A 16,694-nucleotide genomic window follows, 5' to 3' on the forward strand; every position below is an offset into this window, starting at 1 on the left:
GGCGCTCGCCAACAAGGTCGCGCGCATCGCCTGGAGGTTGATGGTCAGCGGCGAACGCTACGATGCGGCACCCGCCGCTTCATTCCACGCAACACCGACCTCGAAAAGCTCCCGACCCGCCGCTTTCGCCAGTCCATGGCCGCCTACAACAACACCCCACGCAAATGCCTTGACTTCAAGACCCCGGCGGAGGTCTTTGCTGCTCAACTGTTGCACTTCGAATGTGAATCCACCTCCTGGCTTTCGCCAGGACGACGTGGATGGCTAATCAACCATATGGTTGAAAGTCGCCGACGGCCGCGATAGGGTGAGCCGGCGCCGCGACCAGGCGCGATAAGGGAGCATGCAGTGTTCACCGACGGAGCACGATCATTCGCGATCATCCTGATCGTGCACCTCGCCGTGATCGTACTCTGGCAGATCACCGTCGACCTGTTCCAGGTGCCAAAATTCATCCTGCCCTCACCACTCGCCACCGTAGCGACGCTGGGCTCGGCCAAATATGCCTGGTTATCCAATCTCTGGGTCACCGCGGCCGAAATCCTCGGCGGCTTCTGCCTCGGCGCCTTCGTCGGCGTCGCGCTCGCGGTGCTGTTCACCTGGTCGCCGCTGGTCAGCCTGGTGCTGCTGCCGCTGTTCGTGACGCTGAACATGATCCCGAAGGTCGCGCTGGGGCCGCTGTTCATCGTCTGGTTCAGCTATGGCATCTGGCCGAATATCCTGATCGCGTTCTCGATCTGCTTCTTCCCAATCCTGCTCACGACCGCGCGCGGCCTGAGCGAGGTCGAGCCCGATCTGCTCGATCTCGTCAAGTCGCTGCGCGGCTCGCGCTGGACGCTGTTCCGCAAGATCCAGCTGCCGGGCTCGCTGCCCTACGTGTTCTCCGGGATGAAGGTCGGCGCCATCCTGGCGGTTGCCGGCGCCATCGTCGGCGAATTCATCGCTTCCGAGCGCGGGCTCGGCTATCTCATGATCCAGGTGCAGTCCTCGCTCGACACGCCGGCAATGGTGATGGCCGTGGTGCTGCTGACCCTGCTCGGCGTCTCCCTTTACGGCCTGGTGCTCGCCCTCGAACGGCTGTTCGTGGTCCGCGACGTCAGGCTGCAAACCTGACAGGGACGAAACATGCTGCTCACCCGCGACACCCTGCCCGAGACGATCCCTGACATCGCAGCGCTCGACGAACTCTTGTGCCGGCCGAGCCAGGCGCTGATCGATGACCTCCGCAAGGTCGACGGCGACATCATGATCCTCGGCGTCGCCGGCAAGATGGGGCCGACGCTCGCCGGCCTGGCCAGGCGCGCGCTGCCGGATCGCAAGGTGATCGGTGTGGCGCGCTTCAGCGATACCAGCGTGAAGGACTGGCTGCAGGCGCGCGGCATCGAGACCATCAATTGCGATCTGCTGGATGAGACCGCGATCAGGCGGCTACCGAAGAGCCCGAACGTGATCTTCATGGCCGGCCGCAAGTTCGGCGCCGAGGGCGATCTGTCGCTGACCTGGGCGATGAATGCGCATGTCCCTGCGCTGGTCGCCCAGGCCTTCGCCGGCTCGCGCATCGTCGCGTTCTCGACCGGCTGCGTCTATCCCTTCGTGCCGGTCGACGGCAAGGGCTCGGATGAGGCGATGGCGCCGAACCCGCCCGGCGAATACGCGCAATCCTGCGTCGGCCGCGAGCGGATGTTCGAGTATTTCTCGCGAAAATTCTCGACACCTGGCCGGCTGTTCCGCCTCAACTACGCGATCGACATGCGCTATGGCGTGCTGCACGACATCGCCACCAAGGTGCTGACGGGCAAGCCAATCGACGTCGGCCTCGGCCATGTCAATTTTATCTGGCAGGGCGATGCGTCGGCGCAGGCACTGCGCTGCCTCGCGCATTGCGACACGCCGACCTCGCCGATCAATGTCAGCGGCCACGAGATCCTGACTGTCCGCGATCTCGCCGACATATTCGGCGAGCGGTTTGGCCGCGCGCCAGTCATTGTCGGCAAGGAGGAGCCGACGGCGTGGCTGACCAACACGTCGCAGGCGGTGAAACTGTTTGGGGAACCGGTCGTCGATACCGACCGGCTCATCACCTGGACGGCCGACTGGGTCGCGCGTTCCATGCCGAGCCTCGGCAAGCCCACCAAATACGAGGTGCGCGATGGCCGCTACTGACGACATCGCGATCGTCGAGCTCTGGCCTGACGATGCGCAGGCCGGCCTGCTTCTGTCGACCGAGGCGCACTGGAATCAGAACGAGGCCGATTGGCGGACCTTTCTCACCGATGGCATCGTGTTCGGCGTTCGCGACGGCGCGCAGTTGGGTGCGACGGCCGCGCTGCTGCCCTACTCCGCCGGCAATGCCTGGATCAGCATGGTGCTGGTGACGGCGAGCTGGCGCCGCCGCGGCATCGCGACGAAGCTGGTCGATGCCTGCCTCGACGCCGCGCGAAAGCGCGGGCTGACGACATGGCTCGACGCGACGCCGGCGGGCGCTGCGGTTTACGGCCCGCTCGGCTTTACGCCGACGATCGAGCTGCGGCGGCTGCGGCTCGCGAATGCGGGATCAGGTGCGGGAGCGTCGCTCGTGACCGCTTCCATCGACGAATTCATTGCGCGCGATCGCCGCACGATCGGTTTTGAGCGCGGCAGGCTGCTGAGGGCGTTTCACGGTCGCCCGGGATCGCGTCTTGTTTCTGACGGCGACGCAGTTGCCTTGGTTCGCGATGGTCGCACAGCCCGTCAGATCGGCCCGGTGTTCGCTAACGATGCCACGAGCGCCCTGGCCCTGGTTGAGAGCATCGCGCGGTCCGAGCGTGGGCCGCTGATCATCGACGCCGTTCATTCGCAGACCAATTTTGTGAACGGCCTGACCGGTGCCGGCTGGAGCATCGAGCGGCCATTCCAGCGGATGCGGCAGGGACCGCCGACTACGCAAGCCACCGAGCTGCCCTTTGCAGTCGCCGGCCCGGAATTTGGATAGGACGCGCCCATGCACCACAGCGAGATCAAGTCCGAGGTTCGCAAGCTGATCGCCGACGGCACCGTGTTGCCGGCCCATCCGCTGGCGCTCGATGCCAGCCGCCAACTCGATGTCAGGCACCAGCGCGCGCTGACGCGCTACTACATCGACGCCGGCGCCGGCGGACTCGCGGTCGGTGTCCACACCACGCAGTTTGCGATCCGCGATGTCGGCCTCTACAAGCCCGTGCTGGAGCTCGCCGCGGAGACGGCGGCGAACTGGACCAGGCGTCCGCTGGCGATGGTCGCGGGTCTTGCCGGCCCGACGCAGCAAGCCGTGGGCGAGGCCAGGATCGCGCGCGGCATCGGCTATCACGCCGGCCTGCTCAGCCTCGCCGCGATGAAATCGGCCTCTGAAGATGAGATCATTGCGCATTGCGAAGCCGTGGCGAAGGAGATTCCGCTGGTCGGCTTCTACCTGCAACCGGCGGTCGGCGGCGTCATCCTCAGCGCCAATTTCTGGCGGCGCTTTGCCGCGATCGACAACGTCATCGCCATCAAGATCGCACCGTTCAACCGCTACCGCACCCTCGACGTGCTTCGCGGCGTCGCCGCGGCCGGCGCGCTCGACCGCATCGCGCTCTATACCGGCAATGACGATCACATCCTGCTCGACCTGACCCTGCCGTTCGACCTGCGCGACAACGGCGTCACCACCCGCACCTACTTCAAGGGCGGTCTGCTCGGCCACTGGTCGGTGTGGACCGCGAGCGCGATCAAGCAGTTCGAGACCTGCAAGGCGGCGCGGCACAAGGACATTGTGCCGGCCGACCTGCTGGCGCTCGACGCCCGCGTCACCGACTGCAACAGCGCGTTTTTCGACGTCGCCAACAATTTTCACGGCTGCATCGCCGGCTGCCACGAGATCCTGCGCCGCCAGGGTTTGATGCAGGGCATCTGGTGCCTCGATCCCGAGGAGGGTCTCAGCCCCGGCCAGATGGCCGAGATCGACCGCGTCTGCCGCGAGCACGCCGATCTCTCGGATGATGCGTTCGTTGCCGCCCACTTACAAAAATGGCTGGCATGACCGAGCCCTTCATCAGCCTGCGTAACGTCCGAAAGACCTACCGATCGAAAGGCACCGAATTCCTTGCGGTGTCCGACGTCACGATGGACGTGCAGGAAGGCGAGTTGGTGTCGCTGGTTGGCCCGTCCGGCTGCGGCAAGACAACGGTGCTGAAGATCCTGGCCGGCCTGCACGACGCCGACGGCGGCACGATCAAGATCGGCAATGCGCAAACGTCATTCGATCCGGCGCGCGACATCGGCATGGTGTTCCAACAGGCACTGCTGCTGAAATGGCGCACCATCCTCGATAATGTGCTGCTGCCCGCGGAGATCGTCGGCCTCCCGATGAAGGCCGCACGGGAGCGTGCACGCGATCTGCTCAATCTGGTCGGGCTCGCCGGCTATGAGGACAAATATCCGCAGCAGCTCTCCGGCGGCATGCAGCAGCGCACCGCGATCGCGCGTGCCTTCGTGCATGACCCAAAGCTGATCCTGATGGATGAGCCGTTCGGCGCGCTGGACGCGCTGACCCGCGAGCAGATGAACCTCGAAATGCTCAGGATCTGGCGCGAGAGCGGCAAGACCATCATCTTCGTCACCCACTCGATCCAGGAGGCCGTGTTCCTGGCCTCGCATTGCGCGGTGCTCACGGCCGGGCCGGCAAAGATGGCCGAGTACTTTCCGATCGAGCTGCCCTTTCCGCGCGACCTGCCAATCAAGACCACGGACGAATTCGGCGCATATGCGCGGCGCATCTACGCGCGCCTCGGTTTCGGCGCGCACGCCTGAACTTGGTTTAAGCATGATCTTGTCGGAAAGCCGGTTCACACTTTTCCGGATCATGCTCTATTCGTAAGACGACGGCCCGGTGTCGCGATAGGCCCACAGGCATTCGCGCGCCAGCGCGACCGGCGCCTCGACGCCGACCTGGTGGCGCGCGGCAGTGCCGAGCTCGATCACCTCGAGCCGTTTGCCGAACAGCTCGATGCCGTAAGCGGTCTGCGTGCCCTGATAGCGGCGGTCGAGCACCTTCGCGGAGAAGGTGTTGGCGCCATCGGTCCGGCCAATCGCGACGTTCTCCGGCCGTAGCGCAACGCGCACCTTCTCGTCTTCGGCCACTTGATGAAACAGCACGACCTCGCCGCGTCGGCCATCGCCGAAATCGACCACGCCGAAATCGCCGTTGCGCGCGACCAGCGTGCCCGCGAGCTCATTGGTGGCGCCGGTGAAATTGGCGACGAACAGATCGGCCGGACGGTTGTAGATCGTATCGGGCGTGTCCATCTGCAGCAGCTTGCCGTCGCGCATCACGCCGATGCGGTCACCGAGCACGACCGCTTCGGCCTGATCGTGGGTGACATAGAGCGCGGTCATGCCGGTCTGCTTCAGGATGACGCGGAGATCGTCGCGCAGCCGCAGGCGCAGCTTGGCGTCGAGGTTCGACAGCGGCTCGTCAAGCAGCAGCAGTTGCGGCCGGTAGACCATGCTGCGCGCCAGCGCGACGCGCTGCATCTGTCCGCCGGACAGCGCGACCACCGGACGATCGGCATATTCGGAGAGGCCGACCAGCGCCAGCGCCTCCTCGACCTTGCGGTTGGCCTCCGCGCGGCTGATGCTCCGGTGCTTCAGCGGATAGACCACGTTCTGCCGCACCGTCATGTGCGGCCACACCGCATAGGACTGGAACACCATGCCGAGATCGCGCGCCCGTGGCGGCACGAGAATGCCGCGCGCGGGCGACGACACCACCCGGCCCGCGATACTGACCTCGCCGCCGGTCGGATGTTCCAGCCCGGCGACACAGCGCAGCGTCGTGGTCTTGCCGCAGCCGCTTGGGCCGAGCAGCACCACGATCTCGCCGGCCGGCACAGCGAAGCTGACGCCGTCGATCGCCGGACGCCCGATCGCGAACTGTTTCTTGAGCTCGGTAACTTCCAGCGTTGCGGTCATCGTTACGTCGTGCTCACGCCACTCACTGCCGATAGCCAAACGTCTTGTCCCACTCCGCGACCCAGTCGTGGTGCAGCTTCACGTACTCGTCGAACTTCGGATACCAGACCTTGACGACCTTGGGATCAAAGCCGGGCGGAAAGGCCGGCGGCTCCTTGAGCGAGGTGAGATTGCCGAGCTCCTTGATCATGAAGGTCTGCCCTTCCTTCGAGAGGCACCAGTTCAGGAACAGCTTTGCCGCGTTCGGATGCGCGGCAGTCTTCGGGATGCCCGTCGCGTAGGGATTGACCGGCGCGCCTTCCGGCGGGAAGAAGATCTCGATCGGCGCGCCGTCCTTCTGCTTCGGATAGATCGCGTTGTAGAGCAGCGGCCCAACGCCGACCTCGCCCCGCACCATCGCATCCGACATCGGCGCGCCCGACGGATAGAGGATCGGATGGGTCGAAGCCTGCTTGGCCCAATAGTCCTCGCCCAGCACCTGCCGTTCGAACATGATGCGGGTCCAGGTGGTGCCGCCGGATTGCGCGAATACCTGGCCGGTCAGCTTGTCGTATTTCGCCAGCGTCAGATCCTTCCACGTCTTCGGCGGATCCTTCACGATCTCCGTATTGTAGGCGATCGACCACACCAGGGTCACGCGGGGCCAGAGCTGCGGCGCGATCTGGGCCTGCGGATTGTAGTCGGCGGCATTCGGCGGCGCGTAGTCCTGGAACATGTCGGCGAGCGGCTGCATCAGCGCGCGGTCGGAATGATCGACCACGTCGGCGATCAGCTTGCCGGCGGCGGCTTCCGTCTTCACGCGGGTGATCAGCTGGCCGCCGGGCGCGCGCACCATCTCGACCTTGATCTCGGGAAAGCGCTTGTTGAAAGCCTTGATGACCTGCTGCTCGACCTCGGCGAAATTGGCGGTGTAGTAGACCAGCTTGCCTTCTTTCTTCGCCGCCGCGATCAGCTCGGGCGAGCCGAACTCCTGGGCTTGCGCGAACGACGCCATCCCGAACGCTGCGGCGCCGGCCAAAGCCAGTCTGGTAAAGGTTCGTCGATCCATCGCCAATCCTCCCTCTTTTTGTTATCCGGTTCGCGCGACGCTGCCCTGCGCCGAGCCGCGCGACAGCCAGTTGGCGCCGCCGATGAGCACGCCGAGCAGCACGGTCTGCACCAAACTAAAGGCGGCTGTCTTGCCGAGATTGCCGCCCTCGTAATAGTCGAGCAGCAACACCGACATCACCATGGTGTTGCTGGTGTAGAGGAACAGCGACGAGCCGAGCTCGCGGATCGCCAGCACGAACAGCAAGGTCATCGAGGCCAGGACGCCCGGCCGCGCCAGCGGCAGCACGATGGTCCTGATGGTGCCGAGCATGCCCTTGCCGCAGACCCAGGCGGCTTCCTCGAGCTCGCGATGGATCTGCAGGAACGAGGTCGACAGCGCCTTGACGGTATCGGGCATGAAGCGCGCAATGAAGGCGAGCGCCAGGATCCACACCGTGCCGTAGAGGCCGCCGGGCACGCCGATCCAGGCCCAGAGATAGGCAACGCCGACCACGAGGCCGGGAATCGCGACCGGCAGCGTCGAGATCAAATCGATCGCACGCCGGCCCTTCACCTGGGTACGATGGATGGTGTAGCCGATCGCAAACGCCAGCGCGCCGCCGACCACGGCGGTGACCACGCCGACCTCGACCGCGTTGTAGATCGAGCGGATCGTGAGCGGATTGTCGAAGATGCTTTCGAAATGGACCAGCGAATATTGCCGCATGTCGAACAGGCTGGCGACGTCGCGGATGAACATGAATTTGCGGAACGCCGCGACAATCAGCGCCAGCGACGGCAGCACCACGACGACGAGCAGATAGACGATACCGATGCCGAAAGTGAGCCAGCGCCAGTGGCCGAGATCGAGGCTGCGCGGCCGGAATGCCTTGCCGGCGACCGTGGTGTAGCTGCGCCCGCTCAGCACTTTCTGCTGCAGATAGACCAGCAGGCCCGTCACCACCATCAGGATGATCGCGACCGCAGCCGCGGTGTTGTAGAGCGGCGGCGACCAGTTGGTCAGCTTGAAGATGTAGGTGGTGAGCACGCTGAGATTGGTCGGCGCGCCCAGCACCGCCGGAATGCCGTAGATGCCGAGCATCACGATGAAGGACAGCAGCATGCCCGAGACGATCGCCGGCATGATCAACGGGAACGTCACCGTGAACAGCGTCGCGAACGCGCTGGCGCCGGAGATCTCGGCGGCCTCCTCCAGGCTCGGATCCATGTTCCGTAGCGCCGACGAGGTGAACATGTAGACATAGGGCGCGTAATAGATGCCGAACACGAAGACGAGGCCCCACATCGAATAGAAGTCGACGCGGAAATCAGATCCCATCCATTTGAACAGGGTGTTGATCAGCCCCGTCTTCGGCGAACCGAGAATGGCCCAGGCGACGCCCGCGACCAGTGGCGGCGCGAACAGCGGCAGGATGCTGGCGGCGGCGATGAAGCCCTTGAACGGCGTATTGGTGCGCACCACGATCCAGGAGAAGAACAGCCCGATCGCCACCGCAATCGCGGTGCCGCCGCCGCAGGCGATCAGCGTATTGAGCAGGGCCTCGCCGACATTCGGGTTCGCCAGCACGGTGAGGAAATTGCCGATCGAGAGTCCGCTCAGGCTGACGCCATCGACCACCGGGTTGGTGTTGGTCAGCGCCCCCAGCAGCAGCATGAAGACGGGATAGATCACCAGGAAGGTCAGGATCGCGAGCAGGGCTCCGACCCACAGGCCGGTGAGCAGGCGCCGGCGAGTTCCCTCACCAGCGCCCCGCGAGACGTCGCTGCGCCGGTCCGCCTGTCCGTGCAATGCGCTTCCCCTCCTGGCCGCGCTCTGACGTCGCGGTCTTGTATACCAAGCCTAGTCCATCGCCGAGGTGGCGCAAGCTAGCCGAAAGTCGGCGGCTGATATGCCGCGGAAGATCGCCTTTCGCATATGCATCATGCAGCGGTGCCGGTGGGGTCCGCGGCATCGTCGGTGTACAGCCCTTCTAGAAGGGCGGCATCGCGCCGCCGGACGGAGAATCGTTCACAATGCTGGATACGGTCGCGGCGAAGGTGGTCTCTCCGCCTGTCATGGACGGCCTGCCGCCGGAACGCCGCCGCTGGGCGGTGGCCGCGATCTTCACGGCGCTGGCGATGGCCTCGCTCGATACCGCGATTGCCAACATCGCCCTGCCCGCGATCGCGAGCGACCTTCACGTCAGCCCGGCCGAGGTGGTCTGGGTGGTCAACGTCTATCAGATTGCGCTGGTCGCGACCTTGCTGCCGCTCGGCGCGCTCGGCGAGATCGTCGGCCATCAGCGCATCTATCTCGGCGGTCTCTTGCTGTTCACGCTGGCGTCACTCGGCTGTGCGCTCGCATGGTCGCTGCCGAGCCTGCTGGTGGCGCGCACGCTGCAAGGGCTCGGCGCCAGCGGGCTGATGAGCGTCAACACCGCGCTGGTGCGCTTCGTCTATCCGAGCCGCATGCTCGGCCGCGGTCTTGGCCACAACGCACTGGTGGTCGGTACCGCCTTCACGCTGGGACCGACGATCGCATCCAGCATCCTCGCCTTTGGTCCATGGCCCTGGCTGTTCGCGGTCAACCTACCCTTCGGCGTGATCGCGCTCGTGATCGGCATGAGGACGCTGCCGGCAACGCCACGCGCCACCCATGGCTTCGACTTCACCAGCGCCGCACTCGCCTCGATCTGCCTCGGCCTCTTCATCATCGGGATTGGCAGCGGTGCCCACAAGACGTCACCGCCGCTGGTGATCGCCGAGCTCGTCGGCGCGCTCGTCGTCGGCTGGATCCTGACCCGACGGCAGGCCGACCATCCGGCGCCGATGCTGCCGATCGATCTGTTTCGTCGTCCAATCTTCGCGCTCTCGGCAGCGACCGCGGTCTGCTCATTCGCTGTGCAGGGCCTCGCCTTCGTCTCGCTGCCGTTCTACTTCGAGGACGTGCTGCATCGCTCGCAGGTCGAGACCGGCTTCTTCCTGACGCCTTGGCCGCTGGTGGTTGCCATCATGGCGCCGATTGGCGGTCGGCTCTCGGACCGTTACCCCGTCGGTATTCTCGGCAGCATCGGCATGCTGCTGCTCGGCTTCGGCATGGTGCTGCTCGCGACCCTGCCCGCGGAGCCCGGCGTCGCCAACATCGTTTGGCGCATGGTGATCTGCGGCATCGGCTTCGGGTTCTTCCAGACACCGAACATGCGGGCGATCATGTCGAGCGCCCCGACCCATCGCAGCGGCGGCGCCAGCGGCATCGTCGCGACGGCACGATTGACCGGCCAGACCACGGGTGCAGCGCTCGCCGCACTGTGCTTCGCGCTGGCCGGCCATGAGGGCGCAACATGGGCGCTGGCACTCGGCGCAGGATTTGCGGTGCTCGGCAGCGTAATGAGCGTATCGCGGCTGGCGTTTACACAGAAGCCAAAGGCATGACGGCCATGCCGCACGCGCAGTACGGCCCAACACCGCGCCATCAATTTTCTTCCCGTATCGCAAACGCATATTCTTGATTTGAACCGCTCCGGTTTCGAGTCCAACATCGCGCCGAAGTTCGATCGGAGGATCGGACAGATCAGGGGACCGCGATGGCAAACCTCACTATCAATGGCAAAACAATCAATGTGGATGTCGAGGACGACACGCCGCTGCTTTGGGCGATTCGTGAGAACGTTGGACTGACGGGAACGAAATATGGCTGCGGCATCGCACAATGCGGCGCATGCACCGTCCATATCGACGGCGTCGCGATGCGCTCCTGCGGCGTGACCGTCAGCGAAGCCGCCGGCAAGCAGATCACCACCATCGAAGGCCTCGGCGCCAACGGCGCCCTGCACAAGGTGCAGCAGGCCTGGATCGCCAATGACGTCCCGCAATGCGGCTATTGCCAGAGCGGCATGATCATGGCCGTGGCGGCGCTGCTCAAGGAGAAGCCGAAGCCGACCGACGACGACATCAACGAGGCCATCACCAATATCTGCCGTTGCGGCACCTTCCAGCAGGTGCGCGAGGCGATCCATGCTGCCGCAAGCGCGTGAGGGGGCGGCCATGAATCAGCACGTCAAGCTCAACCGCCGCGCCTTCGTCATCGGCACCGCGACCGCGGGTGCCGGCCTCGCGATCGGCCTTGACCTTCCCTTTGGCGGTCCGACCGTGGTGCGCGCCGCCGACGGCTCGCCTGAAGTGAATGCCTGGGTCGTGATCCGGCCCGACGACACCGTGGTGATCCGCATCGCCCGCTCCGAAATGGGCCAGGGCAGCCTCACCGGCCTCGCCCAGCTCGTCGCCGAGGAGCTGGAATGCGACTGGTCGAAAGTGACCACCGAATATCCGACGCCCGGCCAAAGCGTCGCCCGCAAGCGCGCCTGGGGCGATTTCTCCACCGGCGGCAGCCGCGGCATCCGCTCCTCGCAGGACTATGTCCGCAAGGGCGGCGCCACCGCGCGCGTGATGCTGATCCAGGCAGCGGCGAACGAGTGGAAAGTGCCGGCCTCCGAATGCACGGCCTCCAACAGCGTCATCACCCACACGCCATCGGGCAAGACCACGACCTACGGCAAGGTGGTGGAAGCCGCCGCGAAGCTCGAGCCGCCGGCCGACGTCAAGCTGAAGGACCCGAAGGACTGGAAGATCGCCGGCAAGGGCGTGAAGCGTCTCGACACCGTCGACAAGACCACGGGTGCGATGACCTACGGCATCGACGTCAAGCTGCCGGGCATGCTGAACGCCGCGATCAAGGATTGCCCGGTGTTCGGCGGCAAGCTGAAGAGCTTTGACGAAGCCAAGATCGCCAACATGAAGGGCGTCAAGAAGGTGGTGAAGGTCGGCGACAGCGCCGTCGCCGTCGTCGCCGACACCTGGTGGCACGCCAAGACCGCACTCGAGGCGATGCCGATCGTCTGGGACGAAGGCGACAACGCAAAAGTCTCCAGCGAGTCGATCGCGAAGTGGCTCACTGAGGGTCTCGACAACGCGCAGCCGGCCTATGTCGGCAACAAGAACGGCGACGCGCTCGCTGCCATTGCCGGTGCGGCCAAGAAGGTCGAGGCGGTCTACAGCTATCCCTACCAGAACCACGCCACGATGGAGCCGATGAACGCCACCGTGCTCTACACGCCGGACAAGTGCGAGGTGTGGTGCGGCACGCAGAACGGCGAAGCGGCGTTCGCCGCGGCGCTGGAGGCCTCCGGCCTGCCCGCCGAAAAGGTCGACGTGCACAAGCTGATGCTCGGCGGCGGCTTTGGCCGGCGCGGCATGACCGACTATGTGCGGCAGGCGGTTGCGATCGCCAAGCAGATGCCGGGCACGCCGATCAAGCTGTTGTGGTCGCGCGAAGAGGACATGGCGCACGGCAAGTATCATCCGATCACGCAGTGCAAGCTGACCGGCGCGTTCGATGCCGACAACAATCTGGTCGCGCTGCACTACCGGTTGTCTGGCCAGTCCATCCTGTTCTCGGTACGCCCCGAAGCGCTGCAGAACGGCATGGATCCGGCCGCCTTCCAGGGCGTCGCTCAAACAGGTGAAGCGGCGCTCGGCTACTCCGTGCCGAACCTGCTGGTCGAGCATTCCATGCGCAACCCGCATGTGCCACCGGGCTTCTGGCGCGGCGTCAATGTCAATCACAACGCGATCTACATGGAATGCTTCATGGACGAGTTGGCCAAGGCCGCAGGCCAGGACCCGCTCGCTTTCCGCCGCAAGCTGATGGCGAAAAATCCCAAGCACCTCGCCGTGCTGAACGCCGTGGCCGAGAAGATCGGCTGGGACAAGCCGGCGCCGCAGGGCGTCTATCGCGGCATCGCGCAGGTGATGGGCTATGGCAGCTATGTCGCCGGCGCCGCAGAAGTCTCGGTGACCGACGGCAGCAAGATCAAGGTGCTGCGCATCGTCGCGTCCACCGACCCCGGATACGTCGTCAATCCGGCGCAGGTGGAACGGCAGATCGCGGGCTCCTTCGTCTACGGCCTCTCCGCGCTGTTCTACGGCGGCTGCACCGTGAAGGACGGCCGCATCGAGCAGACCAACTTCGACACCTACAACTCGATGCGCATCAACGAGATGCCAAAGGTGGAATCGGTGATGGTGCCGAGCGGCGGGTTCTGGGGCGGCGTCGGCGAGCCAACCATCGGCGTCGCGGCGCCGGCGGTGCTCAATGCGTACTTCGCGGCGACGGGCAAGCGGGTGCGTTCGTTCCCGCTGCGCGACCAGAATATCTCTTTCGCCTGATACAACAGAGCGGCGGCCCACACGGCCGCCGCTCTCCTTTTTTGGATTCCATGCATGGCCGTCACGCGTCGACCGACGCGCAGGGATGTCGTCCGGTCAGCCGCTGCTGTCGCAGCGGTGACGTTGGCATGTCCGTCGCTGGCGCAAGCGTCACCACGCGTCGCCGTGATCGGTGGCGGCTTTGGCGGGGCGGCCTGCGCGCGGGCGCTGCGGCGGCTCGATGCCGGGCTGCAGGTGACTCTCATTGAGCCGAACAAGATCTTTACCGCCTGCCCCTTCAGCAATGAGGTCATCGCGGGCCTGCGGGAGCTGACGGAACAGCAATTCACCTATGACAAGGTTGCGGCCGATGGCGTGACGGTGGCCGCGCAGGCTGCCGTGAAGGTCGACAACCAGGCGCGCACGATCGGTCTCGCCGACGGCAGCACCATTGCTTACGATCGTCTGGTGCTGGCCCCCGGCATCGACATGCGGTTCGACGCCCTGCCCGGCTATGACGAGGCGGCCTCACAGAAGATGCCGCACGCCTGGAAGGCCGGCGAGCAGACGTTGCTGCTGCGCAAGCAACTGGAAGCGATGGACGATGGCGGCACTGTCGCGATCGCGGTCCCCGCCGCTCCCCTGCGCTGCCCACCGGCACCTTATGAGCGCGCGGGCCTGATCGCGCATTATCTGAAGACGAAGAAGCCACGCTCGAAGATCCTGATCCTCGACGCCAAGGACAATTACTCGCAGCAAAAGCTGTTCGAGAACGCCTGGAAGGAGCTTTATCCCGGCATGATCGAGCGCATCGCGCTGTCACAGGGCGGGCGCGTCACGTCGATCGATCCGGGAACGAACGAGATCGTCACCGACTTCGGCAATTACACCGCACAGGTTGCCAACATCATTCCGCCGCAGAAGGCCGGCCGCATCGCCGAGATTGCCGGCGCCGCCGACCACACTGGCTGGTGCCCGATCGATCCCGTGACCTTTGCCTCGAAGCTGCTGCCCAATATCCATGTCATCGGCGACGCCTGCATCGCCGGCGGCATTCCGAAATCGGCGTCCGCGGCGAGCGCGCAAGGCAAGGCCTGTGCGGCCGCGATCGTGAATGCGCTCGCCGGCAAGGCACCGGATACGCCACGGCTGAACGGCGCCTGCTACAACACGGTCGCGCCGGGCTACGCCTTCTCGCTGAGGGGAATCTATCAGCCGAAGGATGGCCAGTATGCCGAGGCGGAGGTGGTGACCAGCCCGGTCGATGCGTCGCGCGAGGTGCGTCAGCGCGAAGCCGATGAAGCACTCGGCTGGTTCAAGGCCATCACGGGAGACGCCTTTGGCTAACGCGCTACGATCCATGACCAGCGCGGCCATTCTGTTGGCTGTCGTATCTGCCGCAAGCGCACAGGGCCTGCGGCCCTACGCGGTCGTCGGCGATGCCGTTCCCGACTCGCTGACGGGAACCAGGGGCGATGCGACGCGTGGCCGTGCCCTGATCGTGGAACGCACTAGCACTTGCATCCTCTGTCATAACGGCCCATTTCCCGAACAGAAGTCTCAGGGCGATCTGGCGCCGAACCTGTCCGGCAGCGGCAGCCGCTGGTCGGAAGGGCAATTGCGGTTGCGGCTGGTGGATGCGTCACGTCTCAATGCGACGACGATCATGCCATCGTACTATCGCGTGGATGGCCTCAATCGTGTCGGCCGATCCTGGCTTGGCAAGCCGATCCTGTCGGCGGAGCAGATTGAGGATATCGTGGCGTATCTGGTGACGCTGCGGGACTAGGACAGAGAATGGCGGATACGGACCATACGCGCCGAACATTTTTGGGACTTGCCGGCGGCGCGGCCGTCCTGGGCACTGTCCCTGTTGTGATCGTGCGGCCAGTCGAGGCCACACCGGCGATGCTGCAAACGGCGATCCGCAATGTGGTCGGCGAAGCCAATGTGCGGACCGGCAAAGTGAAGCTCGACATTCCGCCGCTGGTCGAGAACGGCAACACCGTGCCGATGACGGTGAGCGTAGCGAGCCCAATGACCGCGGATGACCACGTGAAGAGCATTCACGTCTTCAACGAGAAGAACCCGCAGCCGAATATCGGCAATTTCCATCTCGGCCCGCACGCCGGCCGCGCGCAGATCTCGACCCGGATTCGCCTCGCCGACAGCCAGAAGGTGGTCGTCATCGCGCGCCTCTCCGACGACACCTTCTGGTCCGCAACGGTCGATATCGTGGTGACGCTCGCCGCCTGCACCGAGGAGGTGATCTGATGCCGTCCGCCCTGATCAATGTCCCGCCCAAAGCGAAGCGCGGCGACGTCATCGAGATCAAGACGCTGATGTCGCACATCATGGAAACCGGCTATCGCCACACCGCCTCGGGCGAGGTCGTGCCGCGCGACATCATCACGAGCTTTGCCTGCCGCTACAACGGCACCGAGATCTTCCGCGCCGATCTTTACCCGGCGATCGCGGCCAATCCGTTCATCTCGTTCTTCACGACAGCCACCGAGAGCGGCAAGTTCGAATTCGAATGGATCGGCGACAAGGGATTTTCGGAGACCGCGTCCGCCTCGATCACGGTCGAATGAGACTGCTCGGCTGCATTGCTCTCGCGAGCGCGCTTGCAGGCGCCGCGCTGGCGGCCGAGATTCCGCAGGACCAGCGCCGCTCCGGCTATAGCTTCATGAGCGCTGATACCAAGGCGATGCAGGACGACGACACCGTCAATCCCGGCATGCTCTGGGTGCTCGACGGTGAGGCGCTGTGGAAGCGCAAGGCGGGCACATCGGACAAATCCTGCGCCGATTGCCACTATGACGCGCGCGTCAGCATGAAGGGCGTGGCCGCGCACTATCCCGCCTATGAGAAAGCATTCGGCCGGCCGCTCGACCTCGAAGGGCGCATCAATCTCTGTCGCGCCAATCACCAGCAGGCGACGCCGCTTCCCTATGAAAGCCGCGACTTGCTCGCCTTGACGGCCTATGTCGCGCAGCAATCACGGGGCATGCCGATCGAGGCCGGCGACGATCCTGATCTCAAGCCCTTCGTCGAACAGGGACGCGAGCTGTTCATGCAGCGACAGGGACAGCTCAATCTCGGCTGCGCCAACTGCCACGATGATAACTGGGACAAGAAGCTTGCGGGGTCTGCGATCACGCAAGGACACCCGACTGGCTATCCGCTGTACCGGCTGGAATGGCAGTCGCTGGGATCATTGCAACGGCGGCTGCGCGCCTGCATCACCGGCATCCGCGCGCAGGCCTATGACTGGGGCTCACCCGAGCTGGTCGCGCTCGAGCTCTATCTGATGTCGCGCGCGCGGGGGATGCCGATGGAGGCACCGGCTGTGCGGCCGTAGGCAGCAGTCCATCCCCTCATGGTGAGGAGCGCATAGCGCGTCTCGAACCATGAGGCCCCACTCGGGCCTCGCCCTTCGAGACGCTTGCTGCGCAAGCTCCTCAGGGTGAGGGTCAAGTCTTGGTGCGGCT

General features: G+C 65.0%; 16 protein-coding genes and 1 pseudogene. 14 read left to right on the plus strand and 3 right to left on the minus strand.

Annotated elements, in window-relative coordinates:
• The 6 genes and pseudogenes from JQ604_RS39180 to JQ604_RS39205 form a co-directional block, all read left to right on the plus strand.
• Positions 1 to 306, plus strand: a pseudogene (locus tag JQ604_RS39180) (hypothetical protein); the annotation flags it as partial.
• 42 nt (positions 307 to 348) lie between these two features.
• Positions 349 to 1,113, plus strand: a complete 765-nt coding sequence (locus JQ604_RS39185) for an ABC transporter permease (protein ID WP_212366103.1) — start codon at positions 349 to 351, stop codon at positions 1,111 to 1,113.
• A gap of 12 nt (positions 1,114 to 1,125) precedes the next feature.
• Positions 1,126 to 2,163 carry an NAD-dependent epimerase/dehydratase family protein gene (locus JQ604_RS39190; protein ID WP_212366104.1) on the plus strand — a complete coding sequence of 346 codons (1,038 nt, stop codon included), beginning with the start codon at positions 1,126 to 1,128 and terminating at the stop codon, positions 2,161 to 2,163.
• Positions 2,150 to 2,971 (plus strand): GNAT family N-acetyltransferase, encoded by an 822-nt coding sequence (locus tag JQ604_RS39195; RefSeq protein ID WP_212366105.1) that lies wholly within the window; start codon positions 2,150 to 2,152, stop codon positions 2,969 to 2,971. Before JQ604_RS39190 ends, JQ604_RS39195 begins: the two co-directional genes overlap by 14 nt.
• A gap of 9 nt (positions 2,972 to 2,980) precedes the next feature.
• Entirely contained in the window at positions 2,981 to 4,036 is a 1,056-nt protein-coding gene (locus tag JQ604_RS39200; RefSeq protein WP_212366106.1) for a dihydrodipicolinate synthase family protein, read from the plus strand.
• Positions 4,024 to 4,806: an ABC transporter ATP-binding protein gene (locus JQ604_RS39205; protein ID WP_212366107.1), complete on the plus strand. Its 783-nt coding sequence runs from the start codon at positions 4,024 to 4,026 to the stop codon at positions 4,804 to 4,806. The genes JQ604_RS39200 and JQ604_RS39205 overlap by 13 nt, the downstream gene beginning before the upstream one ends.
• Positions 4,807 to 4,863: 57 nt before the next feature.
• Here JQ604_RS39205 and JQ604_RS39210 read toward each other — a convergent pair whose 3' ends face one another.
• From JQ604_RS39210 to JQ604_RS39220, 3 genes are read right to left on the minus strand one after another with little or no spacing between them, the layout of a single operon-like run.
• Positions 4,864 to 5,967: an ABC transporter ATP-binding protein gene (locus tag JQ604_RS39210; protein WP_212366108.1), complete on the minus strand. Its 1,104-nt coding sequence runs from the start codon at positions 5,965 to 5,967 to the stop codon at positions 4,864 to 4,866.
• Between the two features lie 22 nt (positions 5,968 to 5,989).
• Positions 5,990 to 7,015 (minus strand): ABC transporter substrate-binding protein, encoded by a 1,026-nt coding sequence (locus JQ604_RS39215; protein WP_249159350.1) that lies wholly within the window; start codon positions 7,013 to 7,015, stop codon positions 5,990 to 5,992.
• Positions 7,016 to 7,036: 21 nt separating this feature from the next.
• On the minus strand, positions 7,037 to 8,806 hold the full coding sequence (locus JQ604_RS39220) for an ABC transporter permease (RefSeq protein WP_212366109.1): 1,770 nt from the start codon (positions 8,804 to 8,806) through the stop codon (positions 7,037 to 7,039).
• 224 nt (positions 8,807 to 9,030) lie between these two features.
• Between JQ604_RS39220 and JQ604_RS39225 the strand changes: the two genes are divergently transcribed.
• The 8 genes from JQ604_RS39225 (at position 9,031) to soxA (ending at position 16,564) form a co-directional block, all read left to right on the plus strand.
• Positions 9,031 to 10,428 (plus strand): MFS transporter, encoded by a 1,398-nt coding sequence (locus JQ604_RS39225; protein ID WP_212366110.1) that lies wholly within the window; start codon positions 9,031 to 9,033, stop codon positions 10,426 to 10,428.
• Positions 10,429 to 10,580: 152 nt separating this feature from the next.
• Complete coding sequence (locus tag JQ604_RS39230; protein WP_212366111.1) at positions 10,581 to 11,030, plus strand: (2Fe-2S)-binding protein; 450 nt, start codon at positions 10,581 to 10,583, stop codon at positions 11,028 to 11,030.
• A gap of 10 nt (positions 11,031 to 11,040) precedes the next feature.
• On the plus strand, positions 11,041 to 13,221 hold the full coding sequence (locus JQ604_RS39235) for a xanthine dehydrogenase family protein molybdopterin-binding subunit (protein WP_212366112.1): 2,181 nt from the start codon (positions 11,041 to 11,043) through the stop codon (positions 13,219 to 13,221).
• 54 nt (positions 13,222 to 13,275) lie between these two features.
• Positions 13,276 to 14,547 (plus strand): NAD(P)/FAD-dependent oxidoreductase, encoded by a 1,272-nt coding sequence (locus JQ604_RS39240; protein ID WP_212366113.1) that lies wholly within the window; start codon positions 13,276 to 13,278, stop codon positions 14,545 to 14,547.
• Positions 14,548 to 14,560: 13 nt separating this feature from the next.
• Entirely contained in the window at positions 14,561 to 14,989 is a 429-nt protein-coding gene (gene soxX, locus JQ604_RS39245; protein ID WP_212366114.1) for a sulfur oxidation c-type cytochrome SoxX, read from the plus strand.
• Between the two features lie 8 nt (positions 14,990 to 14,997).
• Positions 14,998 to 15,474: a SoxY-related AACIE arm protein gene (locus JQ604_RS39250; RefSeq protein ID WP_212366115.1), complete on the plus strand. Its 477-nt coding sequence runs from the start codon at positions 14,998 to 15,000 to the stop codon at positions 15,472 to 15,474.
• Positions 15,474 to 15,794, plus strand: coding sequence for a thiosulfate oxidation carrier complex protein SoxZ (gene soxZ / locus JQ604_RS39255; RefSeq protein WP_212366116.1), 321 nt, complete (start codon positions 15,474 to 15,476; stop codon positions 15,792 to 15,794). Before JQ604_RS39250 ends, soxZ begins: the two co-directional genes overlap by 1 nt.
• Positions 15,791 to 16,564 carry a sulfur oxidation c-type cytochrome SoxA gene (gene soxA, locus JQ604_RS39260; protein ID WP_212366117.1) on the plus strand — a complete coding sequence of 258 codons (774 nt, stop codon included), beginning with the start codon at positions 15,791 to 15,793 and terminating at the stop codon, positions 16,562 to 16,564. The genes soxZ and soxA overlap by 4 nt, the downstream gene beginning before the upstream one ends.
• The last annotated feature ends 130 nt before the right edge of the window (positions 16,565 to 16,694 follow it).

Source organism: Bradyrhizobium jicamae, assembly GCF_018130695.1.
In the GTDB taxonomy this organism is placed as follows: domain Bacteria; phylum Pseudomonadota; class Alphaproteobacteria; order Rhizobiales; family Xanthobacteraceae; genus Bradyrhizobium; species Bradyrhizobium jicamae_B.

Coding starts and splice junctions, on each gene's coding strand:
- soxA (WP_212366117.1), top strand. CDS start 15,791: ATGAGACTGCTCGGCTGCATTGCTCTCGCGAGCGCGCTTGCAGGCGCC.
- JQ604_RS39210 (WP_212366108.1), bottom strand. CDS start 5,967: ATGACCGCAACGCTGGAAGTTACCGAGCTCAAGAAACAGTTCGCGATC.
- JQ604_RS39240 (WP_212366113.1), top strand. CDS start 13,276: ATGGCCGTCACGCGTCGACCGACGCGCAGGGATGTCGTCCGGTCAGCC.
- JQ604_RS39250 (WP_212366115.1), top strand. CDS start 14,998: ATGGCGGATACGGACCATACGCGCCGAACATTTTTGGGACTTGCCGGC.
- JQ604_RS39200 (WP_212366106.1), top strand. CDS start 2,981: ATGCACCACAGCGAGATCAAGTCCGAGGTTCGCAAGCTGATCGCCGAC.
- JQ604_RS39205 (WP_212366107.1), top strand. CDS start 4,024: ATGGCTGGCATGACCGAGCCCTTCATCAGCCTGCGTAACGTCCGAAAG.
- soxZ (WP_212366116.1), top strand. CDS start 15,474: ATGCCGTCCGCCCTGATCAATGTCCCGCCCAAAGCGAAGCGCGGCGAC.
- JQ604_RS39195 (WP_212366105.1), top strand. CDS start 2,150: ATGGCCGCTACTGACGACATCGCGATCGTCGAGCTCTGGCCTGACGAT.
- JQ604_RS39190 (WP_212366104.1), top strand. CDS start 1,126: ATGCTGCTCACCCGCGACACCCTGCCCGAGACGATCCCTGACATCGCA.
- JQ604_RS39230 (WP_212366111.1), top strand. CDS start 10,581: ATGGCAAACCTCACTATCAATGGCAAAACAATCAATGTGGATGTCGAG.
- JQ604_RS39235 (WP_212366112.1), top strand. CDS start 11,041: ATGAATCAGCACGTCAAGCTCAACCGCCGCGCCTTCGTCATCGGCACC.
- JQ604_RS39225 (WP_212366110.1), top strand. CDS start 9,031: ATGCTGGATACGGTCGCGGCGAAGGTGGTCTCTCCGCCTGTCATGGAC.
- JQ604_RS39215 (WP_249159350.1), bottom strand. CDS start 7,015: ATGGATCGACGAACCTTTACCAGACTGGCTTTGGCCGGCGCCGCAGCG.
- soxX (WP_212366114.1), top strand. CDS start 14,561: ATGACCAGCGCGGCCATTCTGTTGGCTGTCGTATCTGCCGCAAGCGCA.